This window comes from Cohnella sp. 56 (assembly GCF_037963805.1).
GTDB lineage: Bacteria > Bacillota > Bacilli > Paenibacillales > Paenibacillaceae > Cohnella.
Genome location: NZ_JAZDQE010000013.1, coordinates 93,602 through 108,904, shown reverse-complemented (window position 1 = coordinate 108,904; position 15,303 = coordinate 93,602). Strand labels below are relative to the sequence as shown.

The 15,303-nt window shown below is 59.1% G+C and carries 17 protein-coding genes; 3 read left to right on the top strand and 14 right to left on the bottom strand.

The window, feature by feature from the left end; translation table 11 throughout:
- Positions 1-6: 6 nt before the first annotated feature.
- The 8 genes from VQ071_RS21185 to VQ071_RS21150 all read right to left on the bottom strand — a co-directional run bounded on the left by VQ071_RS21185 (position 7) and on the right by VQ071_RS21150 (position 5,276).
- Positions 7-975, bottom strand: a complete 969-nt coding sequence (locus VQ071_RS21185) for an RluA family pseudouridine synthase (protein ID WP_340516233.1) — start codon at positions 973-975, stop codon at positions 7-9.
- Positions 976-980: 5 nt separating this feature from the next.
- Positions 981-1,577 carry a cob(I)yrinic acid a,c-diamide adenosyltransferase gene (locus VQ071_RS21180; protein WP_340516232.1) on the bottom strand — a complete coding sequence of 199 codons (597 nt, stop codon included), beginning with the start codon at positions 1,575-1,577 and terminating at the stop codon, positions 981-983.
- A 15-nt stretch (positions 1,578-1,592) separates the two neighbouring features.
- Positions 1,593-2,135: a bifunctional adenosylcobinamide kinase/adenosylcobinamide-phosphate guanylyltransferase gene (locus VQ071_RS21175; RefSeq protein ID WP_340516231.1), complete on the bottom strand. Its 543-nt coding sequence runs from the start codon at positions 2,133-2,135 to the stop codon at positions 1,593-1,595.
- Between the two features lie 222 nt (positions 2,136-2,357).
- Positions 2,358-2,618, bottom strand: a complete 261-nt coding sequence (locus tag VQ071_RS21170; RefSeq protein WP_445293322.1) for a Spo0E family sporulation regulatory protein-aspartic acid phosphatase — start codon at positions 2,616-2,618, stop codon at positions 2,358-2,360.
- Positions 2,619-2,710: 92 nt separating this feature from the next.
- A complete protein-coding gene (locus VQ071_RS21165) occupies positions 2,711-3,919 on the bottom strand; it encodes an aminotransferase class I/II-fold pyridoxal phosphate-dependent enzyme (protein WP_340516230.1) in 1,209 nt (402 codons plus the stop codon).
- Between the two features lie 36 nt (positions 3,920-3,955).
- On the bottom strand, positions 3,956-4,447 hold the full coding sequence (locus tag VQ071_RS21160) for an Lrp/AsnC family transcriptional regulator (RefSeq protein WP_340516229.1): 492 nt from the start codon (positions 4,445-4,447) through the stop codon (positions 3,956-3,958).
- Positions 4,448-4,641: 194 nt separating this feature from the next.
- Positions 4,642-5,016: a spore coat protein gene (locus VQ071_RS21155; protein ID WP_340516228.1), complete on the bottom strand. Its 375-nt coding sequence runs from the start codon at positions 5,014-5,016 to the stop codon at positions 4,642-4,644.
- A 35-nt stretch (positions 5,017-5,051) separates the two neighbouring features.
- Positions 5,052-5,276: a spore coat protein gene (locus tag VQ071_RS21150; RefSeq protein ID WP_340516227.1), complete on the bottom strand. Its 225-nt coding sequence runs from the start codon at positions 5,274-5,276 to the stop codon at positions 5,052-5,054.
- Between the two features lie 456 nt (positions 5,277-5,732).
- On the opposite strand from VQ071_RS21150, the gene VQ071_RS21145 reads away from it, so the two are divergent.
- Positions 5,733-6,665 carry an IS1595 family transposase gene (locus VQ071_RS21145; RefSeq protein WP_340516226.1) on the top strand — a complete coding sequence of 311 codons (933 nt, stop codon included), beginning with the start codon at positions 5,733-5,735 and terminating at the stop codon, positions 6,663-6,665.
- Between the two features lie 288 nt (positions 6,666-6,953).
- On the opposite strand, the gene cysK is transcribed toward VQ071_RS21145, so the two are convergent.
- The 4 genes from cysK to VQ071_RS21125 all read right to left on the bottom strand — a co-directional run bounded on the left by cysK (position 6,954) and on the right by VQ071_RS21125 (position 11,373).
- On the bottom strand, positions 6,954-7,874 hold the full coding sequence (cysK, locus tag VQ071_RS21140) for a cysteine synthase A (protein WP_340516225.1): 921 nt from the start codon (positions 7,872-7,874) through the stop codon (positions 6,954-6,956).
- 2 nt (positions 7,875-7,876) lie between these two features.
- Entirely contained in the window at positions 7,877-8,440 is a 564-nt protein-coding gene (locus VQ071_RS21135; protein ID WP_340516224.1) for a hypothetical protein, read from the bottom strand.
- Between the two features lie 110 nt (positions 8,441-8,550).
- Positions 8,551-8,982: a DUF350 domain-containing protein gene (locus VQ071_RS21130; RefSeq protein WP_340516223.1), complete on the bottom strand. Its 432-nt coding sequence runs from the start codon at positions 8,980-8,982 to the stop codon at positions 8,551-8,553.
- 18 nt (positions 8,983-9,000) lie between these two features.
- Positions 9,001-11,373, bottom strand: coding sequence for an endonuclease MutS2 (locus VQ071_RS21125; protein WP_340516222.1), 2,373 nt, complete (start codon positions 11,371-11,373; stop codon positions 9,001-9,003).
- Between the two features lie 151 nt (positions 11,374-11,524).
- Here VQ071_RS21125 and VQ071_RS21120 point away from each other — a divergent pair, with 151 nt between their 5' ends.
- The gene (locus tag VQ071_RS21120; RefSeq protein ID WP_340516221.1) at positions 11,525-11,881 is read left to right on the top strand and encodes a phage holin family protein; all 357 of its coding nucleotides are present in this window, start codon (positions 11,525-11,527) and stop codon (positions 11,879-11,881) included.
- Positions 11,882-11,945: 64 nt separating this feature from the next.
- Here VQ071_RS21120 and VQ071_RS21115 read toward each other — a convergent pair whose 3' ends face one another.
- Both VQ071_RS21115 and VQ071_RS21110 read right to left on the bottom strand, forming a co-directional pair.
- Positions 11,946-13,598, bottom strand: a complete 1,653-nt coding sequence (locus VQ071_RS21115; protein WP_340516220.1) for an AraC family transcriptional regulator — start codon at positions 13,596-13,598, stop codon at positions 11,946-11,948.
- Positions 13,599-13,607: 9 nt separating this feature from the next.
- Positions 13,608-14,621 (bottom strand): ABC transporter substrate-binding protein, encoded by a 1,014-nt coding sequence (locus tag VQ071_RS21110; protein WP_340516219.1) that lies wholly within the window; start codon positions 14,619-14,621, stop codon positions 13,608-13,610.
- Positions 14,622-14,860: 239 nt separating this feature from the next.
- On the opposite strand from VQ071_RS21110, the gene VQ071_RS21105 reads away from it, so the two are divergent.
- Complete coding sequence (locus VQ071_RS21105) at positions 14,861-15,229, top strand: cupredoxin domain-containing protein (RefSeq protein ID WP_340516218.1); 369 nt, start codon at positions 14,861-14,863, stop codon at positions 15,227-15,229.
- Positions 15,230-15,303: the final 74 nt, after the last annotated feature.

Here is a 15,303-nt window from a genome sequence, read left to right as displayed (position 1 = left end):
GCGGCGTCAAGCTAACTTGAGCTCGCGCAGCGCGAGCTCGAGTGCGCGCAAGTCCTCGGGCAGCGGCGCCTCCAGCGTCGTCTCGGCACCCGTCACCGGGTGGCGGAAGGAGAGCAGCGCGGCGTGCAGCGCCTGCCTGCCGATCCGCCCCGAGAGCGCGGCAGCCAGCGGCGTCCGCTCCCATGCCGGATCCGCATAATAAGCGTCCCCGATGAGCGGGCAGCCGATCGCGCCCATATGCACGCGAATCTGATGCGTGCGCCCCGTTCCCAGCCGGACGCTCAGCGCGCTGGCGCCGCAAGGGAACGCCTCCGCCAGCGAATAATAGGTCAGCGACGGCTGTCCGTCCTCGCGCACCGCCCTGCGGTGCGGATCTTCCGGGACGCGTCCGATCGGCGCGTTCACTTCCCCGTCCTCCGCCGGCGGGCGGCCGTACACATAAGCGCGGTACTGCTTGACGACGGTGCCCGCCGACATCTGCGCGGACAGCTGCTGCTGCGCATACGGATGCTTGGCGACGATCACGAGCCCGGACGTATGCTCGTCCAGCCGGTTGACCGGACGGAACCGGCAGCGCTCGCCGCGTTCCCGCCAGTAGTGCACGACGCCGTTCGCCAGCGTATTGGCATAATGCCCCGTCGTCGGGTGCACGATGATGCCCGCCGGCTTGTTCAACACAAGCAGATGCTCGTCCTCGAAGACGATATTCAGCGGGATCGGCTGCGGCAGAATATCCTCTGACGATTCCTCCGCCATGCGCAGCGCCAACACGTCCCCGGCCGTCAGAATGAAGCTGGAGTAGACGGCGTTCCCGTTCACGGTCACGCCTTCCTCCGTCGTCTTCAGCTTGTTCCACAGCCTTCTGGAGATGCCCAGGCGGCCCCGCAGCACATCGCGCAGCATGCGGCCTTCATCCCGCTCGTCCGCGACATGGACGAGCGGCTTGTAGTATCCTTCAACATGTTCTGAATTCATCGATGCTATAGCTCCCTGCCACCGCGGCGGAACACCGCGGCGCCTCTCTCGTATTCGACGTCCGGCACGCCCTCGCTCGCATTGGCTGCTCTCGCGGCGGCAAAAAAATAATCGGACAGCCGGTTCAAATACTTCGCTACCTCGGGCGGACAGGATCCGCCGGTCGCAGCCAGCGTCACGACCGTCCGCTCCGCTCTGCGGCATACGGTCCGGCATACGTGCAACGCCGCCGCGACGGCTGTGCCGCCAGGCAGAATGAACCTCGCGATCGGCGGATTGCCCGCCTCATGCCGATCGATCCAAGCCTCGAGCCTGGCCGTCATCTCCGGCTGTACCTTCAGCTGCTCGGGCGTCGGCGCCGCGTAGGAGAGATCGGACCCGCAATCGAACAGTTCGTGCTGGATGACAGCCAGCTCGTCCGACAATGCCGCCGCGAACGGCGACGCTCCGATGCCGCCAGCCGCTGCTGCAGCGGCCTGACCTACAAATGCATTCAGCTCGTCGATCGTCCCGAACGCTTCCACGCGCTCGTCGTTTTTGCTTACTTTGCCGCCGATGACCGAGGTCATCCCTTTATCGCCGGTTCTTGTGTACAGCTTCATTCCGCTTCCCTCCGTTCACAGCCGCTCGCCCCGGATCGCCGTGGCGATGCCGAAGGACATGCGATAGATTGCATGAGACGCGTCCGCCAGCCGCCGGTTGGCCTCGGCCAGCAGCCGTATGTATAATCGTTCCCATGGATCTGAGGCGAGTCCCGCGACAGCTTCCTCGGTCACGACGATGACGATCCCTTCAAATTCAAGCAAGGCTCGCAGCAATTCCTCTGCCGCTGCCTTCGGGTTCGCTGCTTGCCGGCCGTCATGGCCGCCTTGCTCTTCACGATGCTCGCACAGCGTTTGGTCGTCCCGCTTCATATCCATCGAGGCAGCCGCCACCTGCTGGCGCAGCCAGCCCGACAGGCTGTCCAGCACCAGCGCCCGGCGCTCGGCCCGGTACGGATTCGAGTCCATATTGATGCGGTTCAGCGCCAACGCGCAATCGGCATTCGCTTCAATATGCGTCCACTCGAACCTGCGGCGTGCCGCGCGGTCTGGATTTGCAGCAGGCGTCCCGCGGGTGTCGGACAACAAGCCGGCGTCGCTGTCGTGTCTGCAATCCATATCAGGGATGCTGTCCGCATTGAGCGGCGGCCAAGTCGGGCATGCCAGTCTGATGGCTTCTCGCCCAAGCGATTGTGCGAGATGCCTAGCGTATGCCGATTTGCCTGATCCCGTACAGCCGGTTACAAGCAAGAGCATCCCGTCACCCCCAGGCGCAATTTCTAGCTTTACTATAGCATAATCCGCCATGGACAAGAAAAAAGCCCGGAGCAGATCCCGGGCTTAGCGCGCAATATAGCTCATTTTCATATATTCGTTGATCTTCAGATCCAGCATCCGACTGATCTCCATGACCGGCTCCGCAGTGAAGGAATCTTCCTGGAGAAAGGTCTCCGTCATTCGCCGCCTAAGCAGATCGATCTCTTCTTGCAGGCTCCTGTCATTGTACGAGGGAGGCGCGCCGACTTCATTGCAGACATTCGTGACCGGCATCCAAACCGTGCGCTGGGCCGGATCAACTAAATGATTGTTCGCTGTCGCCATCGTTTTCCCCCTCTCCGCAGTACGGTCAAGTCTGCAAAACAAGGGTAATTATAGCAGAATTTCAGAAAAAAAACACCCTCAGCTTAAACTGCTCAGATCTGCTTGACAAACTGCCCGATCCGCTCCAACGCTTCGGTAAGCTGAGATACCGAGGACGCGTACGAGCAGCGGAGGAAGCCTTCGCCGCCTTTGCCGAACACATGGCCGGGAACTGCCGCGACCTTCGCATCCTTCACGAGACGCATCGAGAATTCCTCCGAAGACAGGCCGGTCGATTGAATCGAAGGAAACACGTAAAATGCTCCCTTGGGCTCGTGGCACGACAGCCCGATGTCGCGGAATCCCTGGACGACGAGCCTGCGGCGCTGGTTGTACGACTCGATCATTCGATACATCTCGTCCATACCGTTCCTGAGCGCCTCAAGCGCGGCGACTTGGCCCATGATCGGGGCGCACATGACCGTGTACTGATGAATCTTCAGCATTGCCCCGATGAGGTCGGGATGACCGCAGGCGTAGCCCATGCGCCAGCCGGTCATGGCGAACGCCTTGGAAAAACCGCTGACCAGAATCGTGCGGTCCTTCATGCCGGGCAGCGAAGCGATGCTCACATGCTTGGCCCCATAGGTGAGCTCGGCATAAATCTCATCCGAAATGACGATCAAATCGTGCTCCACCGCTATCTTGGCGATCGGCAGCAGGTCCTCGTAGCTCATGATCGCGCCCGTCGGATTGCTCGGATAGGACAAGATGAGCACTTTGGAACGCGGTGTGACGGCAGCGCGCAGATTATCCGCCGTCAGCTTAAAGCCGTCCTCGGCGAACGTCTCGATCCCGACCGGTACGCCCCCGCCGAGCGCCGTGATCGGGTCGTACGGCACGTAGCAAGGCTCCGGGATAAGAACCTCGTCTCCCGGCTCGACGAGCGCCCGTATGGCGAGATCGATCGCCTCGCTACCGCCGACGGTCACGAGCACTTCGTCCGAAGGCTCGTATTGCAGCTGGAACTGCCGGCTCAAGTAAGCGGCGATCTCTTCGCGCAGCTCCAGGAGGCCGGCATTGGACGTGTACTGCGTCTTACCCTTTTCAAGCGAGTAGACGGCGGCATCGCGAATATGCCACGGCGTCACGAAGTCCGGCTCGCCGACGCCGAGCGAGATGATGCTGCTATCCTTGCTGGCGCTGACCAGGTCGAAGAACCGGCGAATGCCAGACGGCGGGATTGCGCGCGCGCCGGCGGATAAATACCGCTTCATCCCTTCTTCCGGTGTCGTGCCGCGCGTCTGTTGATTCGTAATCATGATTGGACAACCGTCCTTTGCAATATACTCGCTCTTTTACGGAGAGACGAGCAGGCGGTGATCGTCTTCGATTTCCTCGAATATGATGCCGTCCTGTTTATATTTTTTAAGAATAAAAAAGGTTTTGGTCGCGATAACGGATTCGATCGTCGAGAGCTTGTTGGAGACGAACGAAGCGACTTCCTTCAGCGTCTTGCCTTCAATCTCTACCTGCAAATCGTATGCGCCCGACATCAAATATACGGACTTGACCTCAGGATACAGGTAAATGCGCTCGGCAATGCTCTCGAAGCCGCGGCCGCGCTCGGGCGTGCACTCGACTTGGATCAGCGCCGTAACCTTCTCGTCATCCACCTTGCTCCAGTTAATCACACTCGCATACTTTACGATCACATGGTCCCGCTCCATCTCCGCGATGGCGGAAGACACATCTGCTTCGTCCGCCCCAAGCATCGTAGCGATGGTCGAAGCGGACAATCTCGCGTCTTCCTTGAGCAGATCCAAAATCTTAAACTTGAACTCGTTCATTGGGATCCCTCCTGAATAACTCTCATATTACATCAAATACGGGCCCTGTGGAAAGGATAATTCATCTTCGACCGCATTTAAAAAACCTCTCTCGGACGCTTCAGGTCCGGGAGAGGTTGAGTGATGCCGCTCGGCCAAACTTGGCATGAACAGGAGCATGCACCCGGCATTTCTGCCGAGCATGGACAGCGGTCTTAATGCTGCTGCATTTGCGGCTGGTTCATTTGCTGTGCCTGCTGCTGCCACGCTTGCGGCGCGTTTTGCTTGACCTGCTGCACGAATTGCTGGGTTTTCATTTGCGTATCCTGATAGTTCTTCAGGTTTTTGTCGATATCCTGCCGAAGCGTCGGCGAAGAAGCGTTGTACATATTGTTCGACTGCATGGCCGTGTACAGCTCTCCCTGCATCTGGAGCGTCATGTTCAGCAATTGCGTGAATTGCTGGCGAACCGCCGGACAGACCGATTCCATCGCCGCCGTGGCGTACTCCCGGGTCGTTCTTTTCAGATCGCAGAGCACGGTATAAGCCAAGTCCTCATCCGGCATAAACTGTTGATTAGCTGGCGCCATATGATAAAACCTCCTTGTTCTTGTTGGTAATAAGATTAAGCTTGCGGCTGCGTAGGAGCGAGCGGCTGATGCTGCTGCAGAAGCGACAAAAGCGTCTGATAATTCTGGGTATGCACCTGCGCCTGATGATCGAGCACCTGCTTGATTTGCGGATTCGAACACTCCGCCGCGCCAGCCGTACATTGCTTGATCATCAGATCCTCGTTGGACATGGAGTCGGCGATGTACTCCAGCTCCTTGCCGGTAATCGGTTGAAGCATTACAATCCCTCCTGTAGTTGGGCAATCCACCTTATTATGCGGTTGTCGCGCCTGCCCTATTCAGATTCTGCATCCTGGGTTCTTGTCCATGCTTCAAGCAGTACTTGCTTTATTGATTTACTTTTTCTACCATTTCATTGGGGCCTAATACTGCAAATTCCCCTTTTGAACGGTATCCCCTTCGGGCAGGAACGACGTGCGTTATCGCTGATCGATATCGCTTTATCTCCACATCCCAGATTGCCGTATTTCCGCCTCCCCAACTCCCCGTCTCCCATTTCTGCATCCTCCAGATCGCCAAGCCCCTAACGCTTCACATCCTCCAGATCGCCGTATCCCCTTTATGCAGGAGCAAGCATTCTCGCCTCTGAGGCCTCACTTTGAAGGTTGCATAATGTGGAATTTTGAGGTAAAATAAGAACATAAGTTCTCATATTTGAAAGCGAGGGCATGTCCATGTATATGCATTCGGAGATTCGCGAGTCATTGCTTCAATTCAATGAGGAAGCTTGCCGGACTGCGCTTTTCTCTGCCAAATGGCCTCATGGATTCCGCTGCCCCCGCTGCGACCATTCCGCTTATTACCTTCTTTGCTCCCGCAAAAAATACGAATGCCGTTCATGCGCGCATCAGACTTCGCTGATCTCCGGCACGATTATGGAGGGTACGCGTACGCCTTTGGCCAAGTGGTTCCAAGCCCTTCATCTCATGCGAATCGGCATCTCCGCCAAGCTGCTGTCCGAGCTTATTCAGGTGACCTACAAAACCGCATGGCTTATCAATCACAAACTGCGTCATGCGATCGGTATTTGGGACGAGGCACGGTTGCTTGAGGGTGACTTGGAGCTGTTCGGCGAATTTTATGCGCGGCCCTATTATAGTTACTTCGATTCGCGCATTCCACTGGAATGTCAGGAACAGCCCTGCGTCTTAGGCGCATCCGTTCAAGCAGATACGGGCGAAGTCGTTGAAATAAAGATCAAGCGTTTCCCACTGTCGGGATTTACCCGACGTACCTTTAGCGATGCATCTTTTCAGCCTTTTCTCACGGAGTATGCCGATACCCGGCCAAGCTCCCGAAGCACCAGAATTGTAGGACGGTCCGGCGCGCACGGCCGAACAGCTTTAGGAATCATCTGGGAAGGGGCGGTCCGCTGGCTCGCAAGAACATTCGGCGGGATCGGGTCCAAGCACTTGCAAGCCTACTTGGATGAATTCTGCTTTCGTTATTCGATCCGTACCGATCTCTTCGAATCGCTCGTGCGCCAATGCGGGATGACGCCCACCGTGACATACCGAGCATTGGTTGGAAAGGATCGTAGCGCAGCCGCCCTAGGGTGGAATTACGCAAACTTCAGCACGCAAAAGGCTTCCCCTCTCGTATCGTAAAAGCTGAATGAAGCGGGGCTCATCCGAGAACAAGCCTCAACCTGATCGAAAGGGATACTCCGTGGAGCGGGTGTGCCGGGGGGGATTGTAACATGTAGCAGGAGAAGCTGAGCCTAACATGCGGCATGTATGCGATATCTGAGGATTTCTGTCTGAGGATTTCTGTCTGAGGATTTCTGTCTCAGGTTTTCCTGCCCAAAGGGGATACCGTTCAAAAGGCATAAAAGGGGATAGGTTACAGCGAGGGCCGACCGGCTGCGCCGAGCCTACGACACAGCCTGGGGCGATCTAGAACAAATCCATCGACAAGTACCGCTCTCCGGTATCGGGCGCGATGCACAGCACCCGCTTGCCTTTGCCGAGCTGCTTGGCCAGTTGCAGCGCCGCCCATACGGAAGCGCCGGAGGAAGGTCCGGCTAAAATGCCCTCGCATCGAGCCAACAGCTTCATCGTCTCGATCGCATGTTCGTCCGACACTTGTACGATCTCGTCGTAAATAGCGGTATTCAGAATCGCCGGAACAAATCCGGGGCTCGTACCGACAAGCTTGTGGGGACCAGGGATACCGCCCGACAACACCGGCGATCCCGCAGGTTCGACAACTGCGATATGAATACCCGGCAACCGGGCCTTCAGCGCCTCGCCCGTGCCGGTCATTGTGCCGCCCGTGCCGGCTGTCGCCACGAACGCATCGAGCCGTCCGTCCGTCTGTTCCAAAATCTCCAGCGCGGTCGTTCTGCGGTGAATATCGGGGTTGGCCGTGTTCTCGAACTGATTAGGCATGAAGCTGCCCGGCGACGCTGCGGCGATTGCCTGCGCTTCGCGGATTGCGCCCGGCATGCGCTGGGAGGCGGGCGTCAGCACGACTTCCGCGCCGTAGGCCCGCAGCAGGGCGACTCTTTCTTGAGACATATTGTCCGGCATAACCAAGATTAACCGATAGCCTCTGGCCGCCGCGTTCATCGCGAGACCGATGCCCGTATTACCGCTCGTCGGCTCGACGATAAGCGAGCCGGGAGAGATCAGCCCCCGCGCTTCGGCATCCTCGATCATCGAGCCGGCCGCCCGGTCCTTCACGCTGCCGCTCGGATTGAAGCGTTCCAGCTTCACCAGCACCTCAGCGTCCTCAGGACCGGTCACTCGGTTCAGTCTAACGGCAGGCGTATCGCCGATCATCTCGGTGACGCTCTGATAGACTAGCTTCTTCATGGTCATGCTCCGTCCGCGTCGTTGTCCTGGCTTAATCTGTCGCCAATCCGGCTGCGGTCGTCTTCGGAGAGCGCATATGTCATGGTGAAGCAGGACGGACACATATACAGTATCATCGAAAAAGGAGCCTGGAGAACGGAGCGTCCCTGCAAACGCGCTGCCGATTTGGGCGTGAAGTCCTTGGCAGCGACGACTTGACGGCCGGTCTCGAGCATATATTCCCTGCACTGCGGACATTCGGGCACGAATTCCTGCTCGTCCAGTATCGCTTCTACGGTCGACTCATATCGCAGCAACGCCTCGTCCTTGGTCCGCAGCTCGTCGTCGTCCAGGTCAATCTCTTCCACATCTTCGGTTTGCCCTCTCAGCAGTGCCGCGCTCAGACCGGGGCGCTCAGCTTCGTCGTCTTCAAATTCCTGCTCCTCGTCGTCTCCGAGTCCGAATCGCAAGGTTCGGTAGCCGCTCAATTCGTTGTCGCACACCGGACAAAATTTGTCCGGCTCCTGACCCGGTTCTTGAATGATCTCGGATTGACACCAAGGGCAAATAATAATATCGGCAGCCATCTTAACCCTCCTTTACCATGTAGACAATTCCCAATATGAAAAACAGGGCCGCAAGGGCGAACAGCGTTCCCCATAAATACTTCATCACATACCTCCCGCGGCCGCCGGCCTCAGCCGAGCGTCACCGCCGCTCCGATAATATAGGACAACGACACGGACAGCAGCATCGAGATGAGACCGACAGCCCGGTTGTCCTTGCCGATCTCTTCGTCGATCCGGAATACCGGCGTCACGAATTCGAACAGCAAATAGGCGGCGAGCAGCAGCAGAAATCCCCCGCCGGCCCAGAGCATGCTCTCGTAAATGCTGTCGTTCGATTGAATGGAAAAGCGAAAGATGTTGCAGATGCCGAAGATCTTGCCTCCGGTAGCCATGGCGACGGCAATGTTCCCTTTGCGAATCTCGTTCCAGCATTCGTACTTGGTAACCCGCTCAAAGCAGTATAGACAGACGATCAGCATCAGAATGCCGACGGAGAAGTAAGCAGGAATCGCGATCGCCGGATGGGACAGCAGACGATCGATCGCACTCGGCTCGTTCATGCGCACCGCTCCTTCACGCTAGATTAGCTCCGCTACGGTAACGCCGGCGCCGCCTTCGCCGTAATTGCCCAGCCTGTAGCTCTTCACATGCTTGTGGCGGCGCAGAAACTCCTGGATTCCTGTCCGAAGGGCGCCCGTACCTTTGCCGTGAATGATGTACACCTGATGCAAATTCGACAGAAACGACTCGTCGAGAAAACGATCGGTCTCGATGATCGCTTCGTCGAGCGTGGCGCCGCGCAGATCAAGCTCGGTGCGGATCTGGTCGCCGGTCGTTCGCTTGACGGTCGGACCCGCTGCCGCAGGCTGGGCTTTTTTGCCGGAAGCCTGTGCCTTCGACGCTTGGGTCGGTTCAAGATCCGCGAGCGGCACCTTCATCTTCATGATGCCAAGCTGCACGAAGGCGTCGCTGCCGGCAATCTCCACGATATGCCCCTTCTGGCCGCCGAGGCTGTAGACCTTGACCTCGTCTCCCGCTCCCAGCTTGGCGGTCTTGGCTGCGGCAGGCCGCGGCCTCGCAACCGGATCCGGCACGGCATCATCCAGCTTCCTGCGCGCTTCGATGAGCTTGTGCTCCTTGACGCTCGCGGCCTCGTCGAGCGCCAGCTTGCGCAGGTCGGCGATGATCTCCTCCGCCTCGCGTCTCGCCTTGGCCACCTGCTGACGCGCTTCCTCGCGCGCATCCTCCAGCAGCTTGACGCGCTGTTCCTGAAACTTGAGCCGTTCTTCCTCCAGCTTGCGCCTCAATTCGTCGGCTTCGCGCTTCAACCGCTCCGCGAGCTGACGCTCGGATTCGGCCGTACGCCGATCCCGCTCGAGCGAGGCGATCATCGTGTCCACCTTCAGCTCGTCGTCGCTGACTTCGCCGCGCGCGCGATCGATGATCGAACGCGGCAGCCCGAGCCGCTCGGCGATTGCGAAGGCATTGCTTCGTCCAGGCACGCCGATCAGAAGCCGATAGGTAGGGCTTAGCGTGGCCACGTCGAACTCCATGCTCGCATTCATGATCCCTTCGCGATTGTAGGCGTACGCCTTCAGCTCGCTGTAGTGCGTAGTGGCGAGCAGACGGCAGCGCATGCGGTGCAGATGCTCCAGTATCGCGATGGCCAGCGCCGAGCCTTCTGCCGGATCGGTCCCCGCGCCGAGCTCGTCGAGCAGGACGAGGCTGCGGCTCGTCACCTGCCCGAGCATGCCGATCAGATTCGTCATATGGCTGGAGAACGTACTCAGGCTCTGCTCGATGCTCTGCTCGTCTCCGATATCGGCGTAGATGCCGTCGAATACGCACAGCATCGTCCCTTCGTCGGCCGGCACGAACAGACCGGACATCGCCATGAGGCTGAGCAAGCCGACTGTCTTGAGCGATACGGTCTTGCCGCCCGTATTCGGCCCCGTAACGATAATCGCCGAATGTTCGTCGTCCAGCTCGATGTCGGTCGGCACTACTTTTCTGGCATCGATCAACGGATGTCTCGCCCGCTTCAGCCGTATGCGGCCGTCATCGTTCATCTGCGGCTTGGTCGCGAGCATGGCATCGGCCAGTTTGGCGCGGGCGAATATCGAATCGATGTATCCGAGCGCCTCGGCATCTCCGATGAGCAGCTCTGCCTTGACGCCGACGCCATCGGACAGCTGGCGCAAGATCCGCTCGATCTCGCGCGTCTCCCGCAGCTTGAGCTCGCGCAGCTTGTTGTTGATCTGCAGGACGGCTTCAGGCTCGACGAACAGCGTCGCGCCGCTGCCGGATTGATCGTGGACGATGCCGCCGAAGTGGGAACGGTATTCTGCCTTGACGGGGATGACATACCGATCGCCGCGAATTGTGATGAGCGCATCCTGAAGCATCTTCTGCACCGATGTCGAGCGGATCATGCTCTCGAGCTTCTCGCGGGCCCGGCCTTCGTTTGTGCGGATCTCTCTGCGGATCGAGCCCAGCTCCGCGCTCGCTGCGTCCATCACTTCACCTTGATCGTCGATGCAGCGGCGGATCTCGTCTTCCTGCTGCTTGGCGTCGATCAACGGCTCGCACAGATCCTCGAGCAGCGGGACATCCGCTTCTTCGGACACGGCCGCCACATATTTGCGTATTCTCCTCGAGCCCATGATGAACTGGGCGATGTCAATCAGTTCCGTCGGCAGCAGCATGGCGCCGAGCTTGGCTCTGCCGAGCGCCGGCCGAACATCACTTATGCCGCCGAAAGGCGGCGATCCCTTGACTGCCATCGCGCGTACGGCTTCGGCTGTCGTATCCAATCTCCGGCTCACGTCGCGCAGGTCGGAAGAAGGCCGGAGCTTGCCCGCCTCCTCCTTGCCAAGTGACGTCTCCCCCAATTGCGTGAGCCGATTGATGATTTTGTCGTATTCCAATGTATATAGCGCCTTGTCGTTCACGGCGTCGCGCCAACTCCTCTCGCCTCCCATTATATCCGATGGCGGGTACGCTTGCATCACGCCCAGTAATAACGAATGCAAGTACGGGATACACTACCTTTAATGCCGGCGTTATTGCCGGACGATAGTTATGATGACGGGAGGAAGGCATATGCATTTTCTCGGACATGTCGTACGCTTCATCGTGTCTGCGATCATTCTGATGATTGTCGGATACTTGGTTCCCCAGTTCTCGGTTGGCGGATTCTGGAGCGCCCTCATGCTCGCGCTCGTGATCGCGGTACTCGGTTGGATCATCGAAGCGATCTTCGGCAAAAACGTAACGCCGTTCGGACGCGGCATCGTCGGATTTCTGTGCAGCGCGCTCGTCATCTGGCTCGCACAGTTCATCGTCGGCGGTATTAGCGTCTCGATACTCGGCGCGCTCCTCGCCGCACTCGTCATCGGGATCATCGACCTGTTTATCCCGATCGGCAACCCGTACAACGCCGGCAAGCGCCACAATTGACAAAAAGGCGGCTTTCTTCATCAGTGGGAAAGACGTCCGCGTCGCAAAAAACCTCGCCGCTCCATCAATGGAGCTGGCGAGGTTTTTTGAATATCGCTTGCAAATCGCGCAGTTGTCCCTCAAGAGACACCGGGTCCTCACGCAGCCACTCTTCGCCGAGCACGAACACCCGCTCGCGGCGAACGGCTTCGAGCCCCTGCCAGATCGGGCTCTGCGTCAGCCGTCCGAACTGCCTCCTTGACGATGCGTCGGGACTGACGACGACCAGCAGCGTATCGCCGACATACGCGGGCAGCTGGTCGATGGACACGTTCGATTTGAATGGATGGCCGACACGCCCCTGAATTTCCCGAACGACGGGAGGAGGCTGGCAGCCGAGGTCGCGGTAAAGCACGGTCAAATCGTTGTAAATCTGTACCGTATGCGGCAGTCCGAGCGTCCACATAAAGCTGACGGTCCCGCAGCCGATCAACGGTCCGGATAGCCGCTCGGCAGCCTCCTCGACTTTTTTGCGATAACGGCGAATCCAGCGGGCGGCCTCTTCCTCCCGATCGACAGCGGCGGCTACGGCGGACAGGCGCTCCTCGGGCGAGAGCGACCAGGACACGTCGAGCGTCGGCGATATTGCCGCATATCTGTCGTAATGACAGCCGTTAAAGGTGAGGATCAGCTCGGGCTCCAGCAATCTGACCCGCTCCAGATCCGGCTCGACGACCGAGCCACCCGCCTGCGCCATGCCCCGCACGCGATTGCCGAAGTAGCGGCATCCCATCAGCTGGCGAGAGGCGCCGAGCGGCTTGAGACCGAGCGTGAGCAGGTCTCCCAAATATTGAAAGGCAACCAGGCGCATGCCTTGCTTCCTGGAGCTGATATAAAAGCTGGGCGCCACGCCCTCATGCCGCTTGAAGGCGCGGCTGAAATGAAACGGATCGGCGTAGCCCAGCGAGCCGGCGATCTCTGCGAGCGAGGCCTCCTCGCGCAGCAGTCTGCGCCGCGCCTCCGCCATGCGCTGCTCGGCCACGTACTGCATCGGGCTCAAGCCCGTCAACGACTTGAATAATCTGCCGTATTGGCGCGGCGAGCAGCCGGCCTCGCGGGCGAGCCGCCCGATGCTCCAGTCCGCACCGGGATCGGCCGTCAGGCGGGAGATCGTTGCGGCGACCGTACGCCGCAGCTCAACGCCGTCGTCCCGCTCGCGGTGCAGCGATTCAAGCAAGGCAAGCACGATCTGCTGGGACAGCAGGTGAGCGCGGTACATATCCGGCTGCCGCGTCGTCTCCCGCAGCGCGTACAGCGCCCGCATGGCCGTTATGGCCTCGGGCGCCAGCGGCAGCGCTACGCCGCGGCCAAGTTCGGCGCGCAGCTCGGCTTCCCCCGCAAGAGCGGCAGCGCCGTCGGCGCCGCTCTCGCCGGCAGGGGGCGCAGCGACTTGCACATAGCGGAGCGCATAAAATGCGACATCCTGCCGAAATCGGCAGACGAGCGCGTCCTGGCCGCCCGTCGGCCAGAACGCACAGGCATCGGCGGCTGTCAGGCGCTCTCCGCCGTCGATGTCCAGACTGAGCGCGCCCTCCTCGGCGGCGAGCAGGAGGAGGCGATCGTCAGTCGGCCAGGTCAACACCTCGTCCCGCTTGACGGTCAGCCGCTCGATGCTCTCCCAGCGGTAAAATACGGTCAGGCCGGCGGCGGCAGGAGAAAATTCAGTCTGCAGCTGCATGGCGGCGCCTTACTTGTTCGACAGCAGGGCAACCGCATCGTCGAGCTGCGCGCTGAACGACATGACGTCGTACGAGAACCACAAGTTGTTGTCCACCTCGTACACTTTGCCGTTTTTAACGGCAGGAAGGCTTTTCCACAGCGCGCTGTTCAGCACCTGCTGGTCAAAGTCGGGATCATTGTCAAAACGGACGAGAAACAGGCGATCGGCCGAAGCGAACTCCGGAAGCTTCTCCAGCGAAAGCTGGATGCCCAGCTCGTGGCCCCCTTTGTCCCACTCCCGCTTGACGGTATCGGTCATCGAAAAGTGCAGCGCGTCATACAGGACGTAGCCGACATTGCCAGGCCCGTATACCCGCAGCTGACCTTTCTCGTAGCCGCCGATGACGACGACGCCGAACGTCTCTTCCGGCCCGACGGAAGACTTCAATTGCTCCGCAGCGACAGCGGCCTTTTCATTGAACTTGGCCGTCCAATCCGCCGCCTCCTTCGTCTTGCCGAGCACGGCCGCCACATCGTTCAGATGCTGAAACGCATCCCTGCCCTCCCAGCCGACGAACACGGTCGGTGCGATTTTCTCCAGCTTGTCCAGATTGTCCTTGTCCCAATCCGTGGCGATGATCAGATCGGGCTGCATGTCGAGCATCTTTTCCAGATTGGGATCGTTCGCGGGACCGATGTCTTCAATCCCCCCAATCTGATCCTTCACCGATACGAAGCCGGTCAACAGATGCGATACGACGCCGATCGGCTTGACGCCTACGGCCAGCATCTCCGGCAAATACTGTGTCGTCAAAATGCGCTGCGGATGCGCGGGAATCGTCACCTCGCGGTCCAGCGCATCCCGGTAAACGACCGTCGCACCGTCGTCAGCCTGCCCGGAAGCTGTGCTGGCGGCTTGCGAAGCCGGCGCCGAAGAAGACTGCGCGGCCGGCTCCGAATTGCCGCAAGCTGAGGCGAGCAAAGCTAACAATATGACGACGGCGGCCAGCGTCCCGCTCTGTCTCTTAAAGCTGTACAACATGTTAAAACGCCCCTTATCATGCAAATGATTATCGTTATCATTGATTCATTATAAAGAAACCGCCGTTCGTTGACCATGCCTTTATTGGCCAAGCTTCATGCCCGGAACGGCCATCCGTGTGTCGCCGTCGCGAAATTGTCTATCGTTTCCATTCTATCGGTCGAATATGCTATGATAGCAACAGTCCGGCAGAGATTCGCTCGTGTCCGGGATTTTAATTCGCAAGGGGGATTCATCTGATGCGTAAAAAGATAGCCGCTGCGCTGACCGCGCTGGCGCTGATGGGCACGCTCGCCGCGTGCGGGGGCAAAAACGATAACGCCGCTGGCGAGGATACGGCCACGGCTTCGAAAGAACTGGTCATTCACGCCAGCAACTGGCAGTTCGACAAGACCGAATACACGGTACCCAAGGATACGCCGATCCGGTACACGCTCGAAAACGAACAGGGCGCCCATGGCATCGAGATCGAAAAAGCGGGCGTCAAGCTAAGCAACGGCAAAAAATCAAAAGTCGCCACGCTTAAGGCCGGCACGTATACGATTAAATGCAACATCGTGTGCGGACAAGGCCATCTGTCGATGAAGGCCAAGCTGATCGTGGAGTAGCATCGCCGCCGCGCGGCAGCGTGACGGCAATCGTCATAGGACAGCCTTTGACCAGCGCAAAAACGAGCGCCTCC

What these genes read in the sequence shown, in the direction of transcription:
- VQ071_RS21185 (WP_340516233.1), bottom strand. Translation starts at nt 975, where the DNA reads ATGAATTCAGAACATGTTGAAGGATACTACAAGCCGCTCGTCCATGTC.
- VQ071_RS21180 (WP_340516232.1), bottom strand. Translation starts at nt 1,577, where the DNA reads ATGAAGCTGTACACAAGAACCGGCGATAAAGGGATGACCTCGGTCATC.
- VQ071_RS21175 (WP_340516231.1), bottom strand. Translation starts at nt 2,135, where the DNA reads ATGGATTGCAGACACGACAGCGACGCCGGCTTGTTGTCCGACACCCGC.
- VQ071_RS21170 (WP_445293322.1), bottom strand. Translation starts at nt 2,618, where the DNA reads ATGGCGACAGCGAACAATCATTTAGTTGATCCGGCCCAGCGCACGGTT.
- VQ071_RS21165 (WP_340516230.1), bottom strand. Translation starts at nt 3,919, where the DNA reads ATGATTACGAATCAACAGACGCGCGGCACGACACCGGAAGAAGGGATG.
- VQ071_RS21160 (WP_340516229.1), bottom strand. Translation starts at nt 4,447, where the DNA reads ATGAACGAGTTCAAGTTTAAGATTTTGGATCTGCTCAAGGAAGACGCG.
- VQ071_RS21155 (WP_340516228.1), bottom strand. Translation starts at nt 5,016, where the DNA reads ATGGCGCCAGCTAATCAACAGTTTATGCCGGATGAGGACTTGGCTTAT.
- VQ071_RS21150 (WP_340516227.1), bottom strand. Translation starts at nt 5,276, where the DNA reads ATGCTTCAACCGATTACCGGCAAGGAGCTGGAGTACATCGCCGACTCC.
- VQ071_RS21145 (WP_340516226.1), top strand. Translation starts at nt 5,733, where the DNA reads ATGTATATGCATTCGGAGATTCGCGAGTCATTGCTTCAATTCAATGAG.
- cysK (WP_340516225.1), bottom strand. Translation starts at nt 7,874, where the DNA reads ATGAAGAAGCTAGTCTATCAGAGCGTCACCGAGATGATCGGCGATACG.
- VQ071_RS21135 (WP_340516224.1), bottom strand. Translation starts at nt 8,440, where the DNA reads ATGGCTGCCGATATTATTATTTGCCCTTGGTGTCAATCCGAGATCATT.
- VQ071_RS21130 (WP_340516223.1), bottom strand. Translation starts at nt 8,982, where the DNA reads ATGAACGAGCCGAGTGCGATCGATCGTCTGCTGTCCCATCCGGCGATC.
- VQ071_RS21120 (WP_340516221.1), top strand. Translation starts at nt 11,525, where the DNA reads ATGCATTTTCTCGGACATGTCGTACGCTTCATCGTGTCTGCGATCATT.
- VQ071_RS21115 (WP_340516220.1), bottom strand. Translation starts at nt 13,598, where the DNA reads ATGCAGCTGCAGACTGAATTTTCTCCTGCCGCCGCCGGCCTGACCGTA.
- VQ071_RS21110 (WP_340516219.1), bottom strand. Translation starts at nt 14,621, where the DNA reads ATGTTGTACAGCTTTAAGAGACAGAGCGGGACGCTGGCCGCCGTCGTC.
- VQ071_RS21105 (WP_340516218.1), top strand. Translation starts at nt 14,861, where the DNA reads ATGCGTAAAAAGATAGCCGCTGCGCTGACCGCGCTGGCGCTGATGGGC.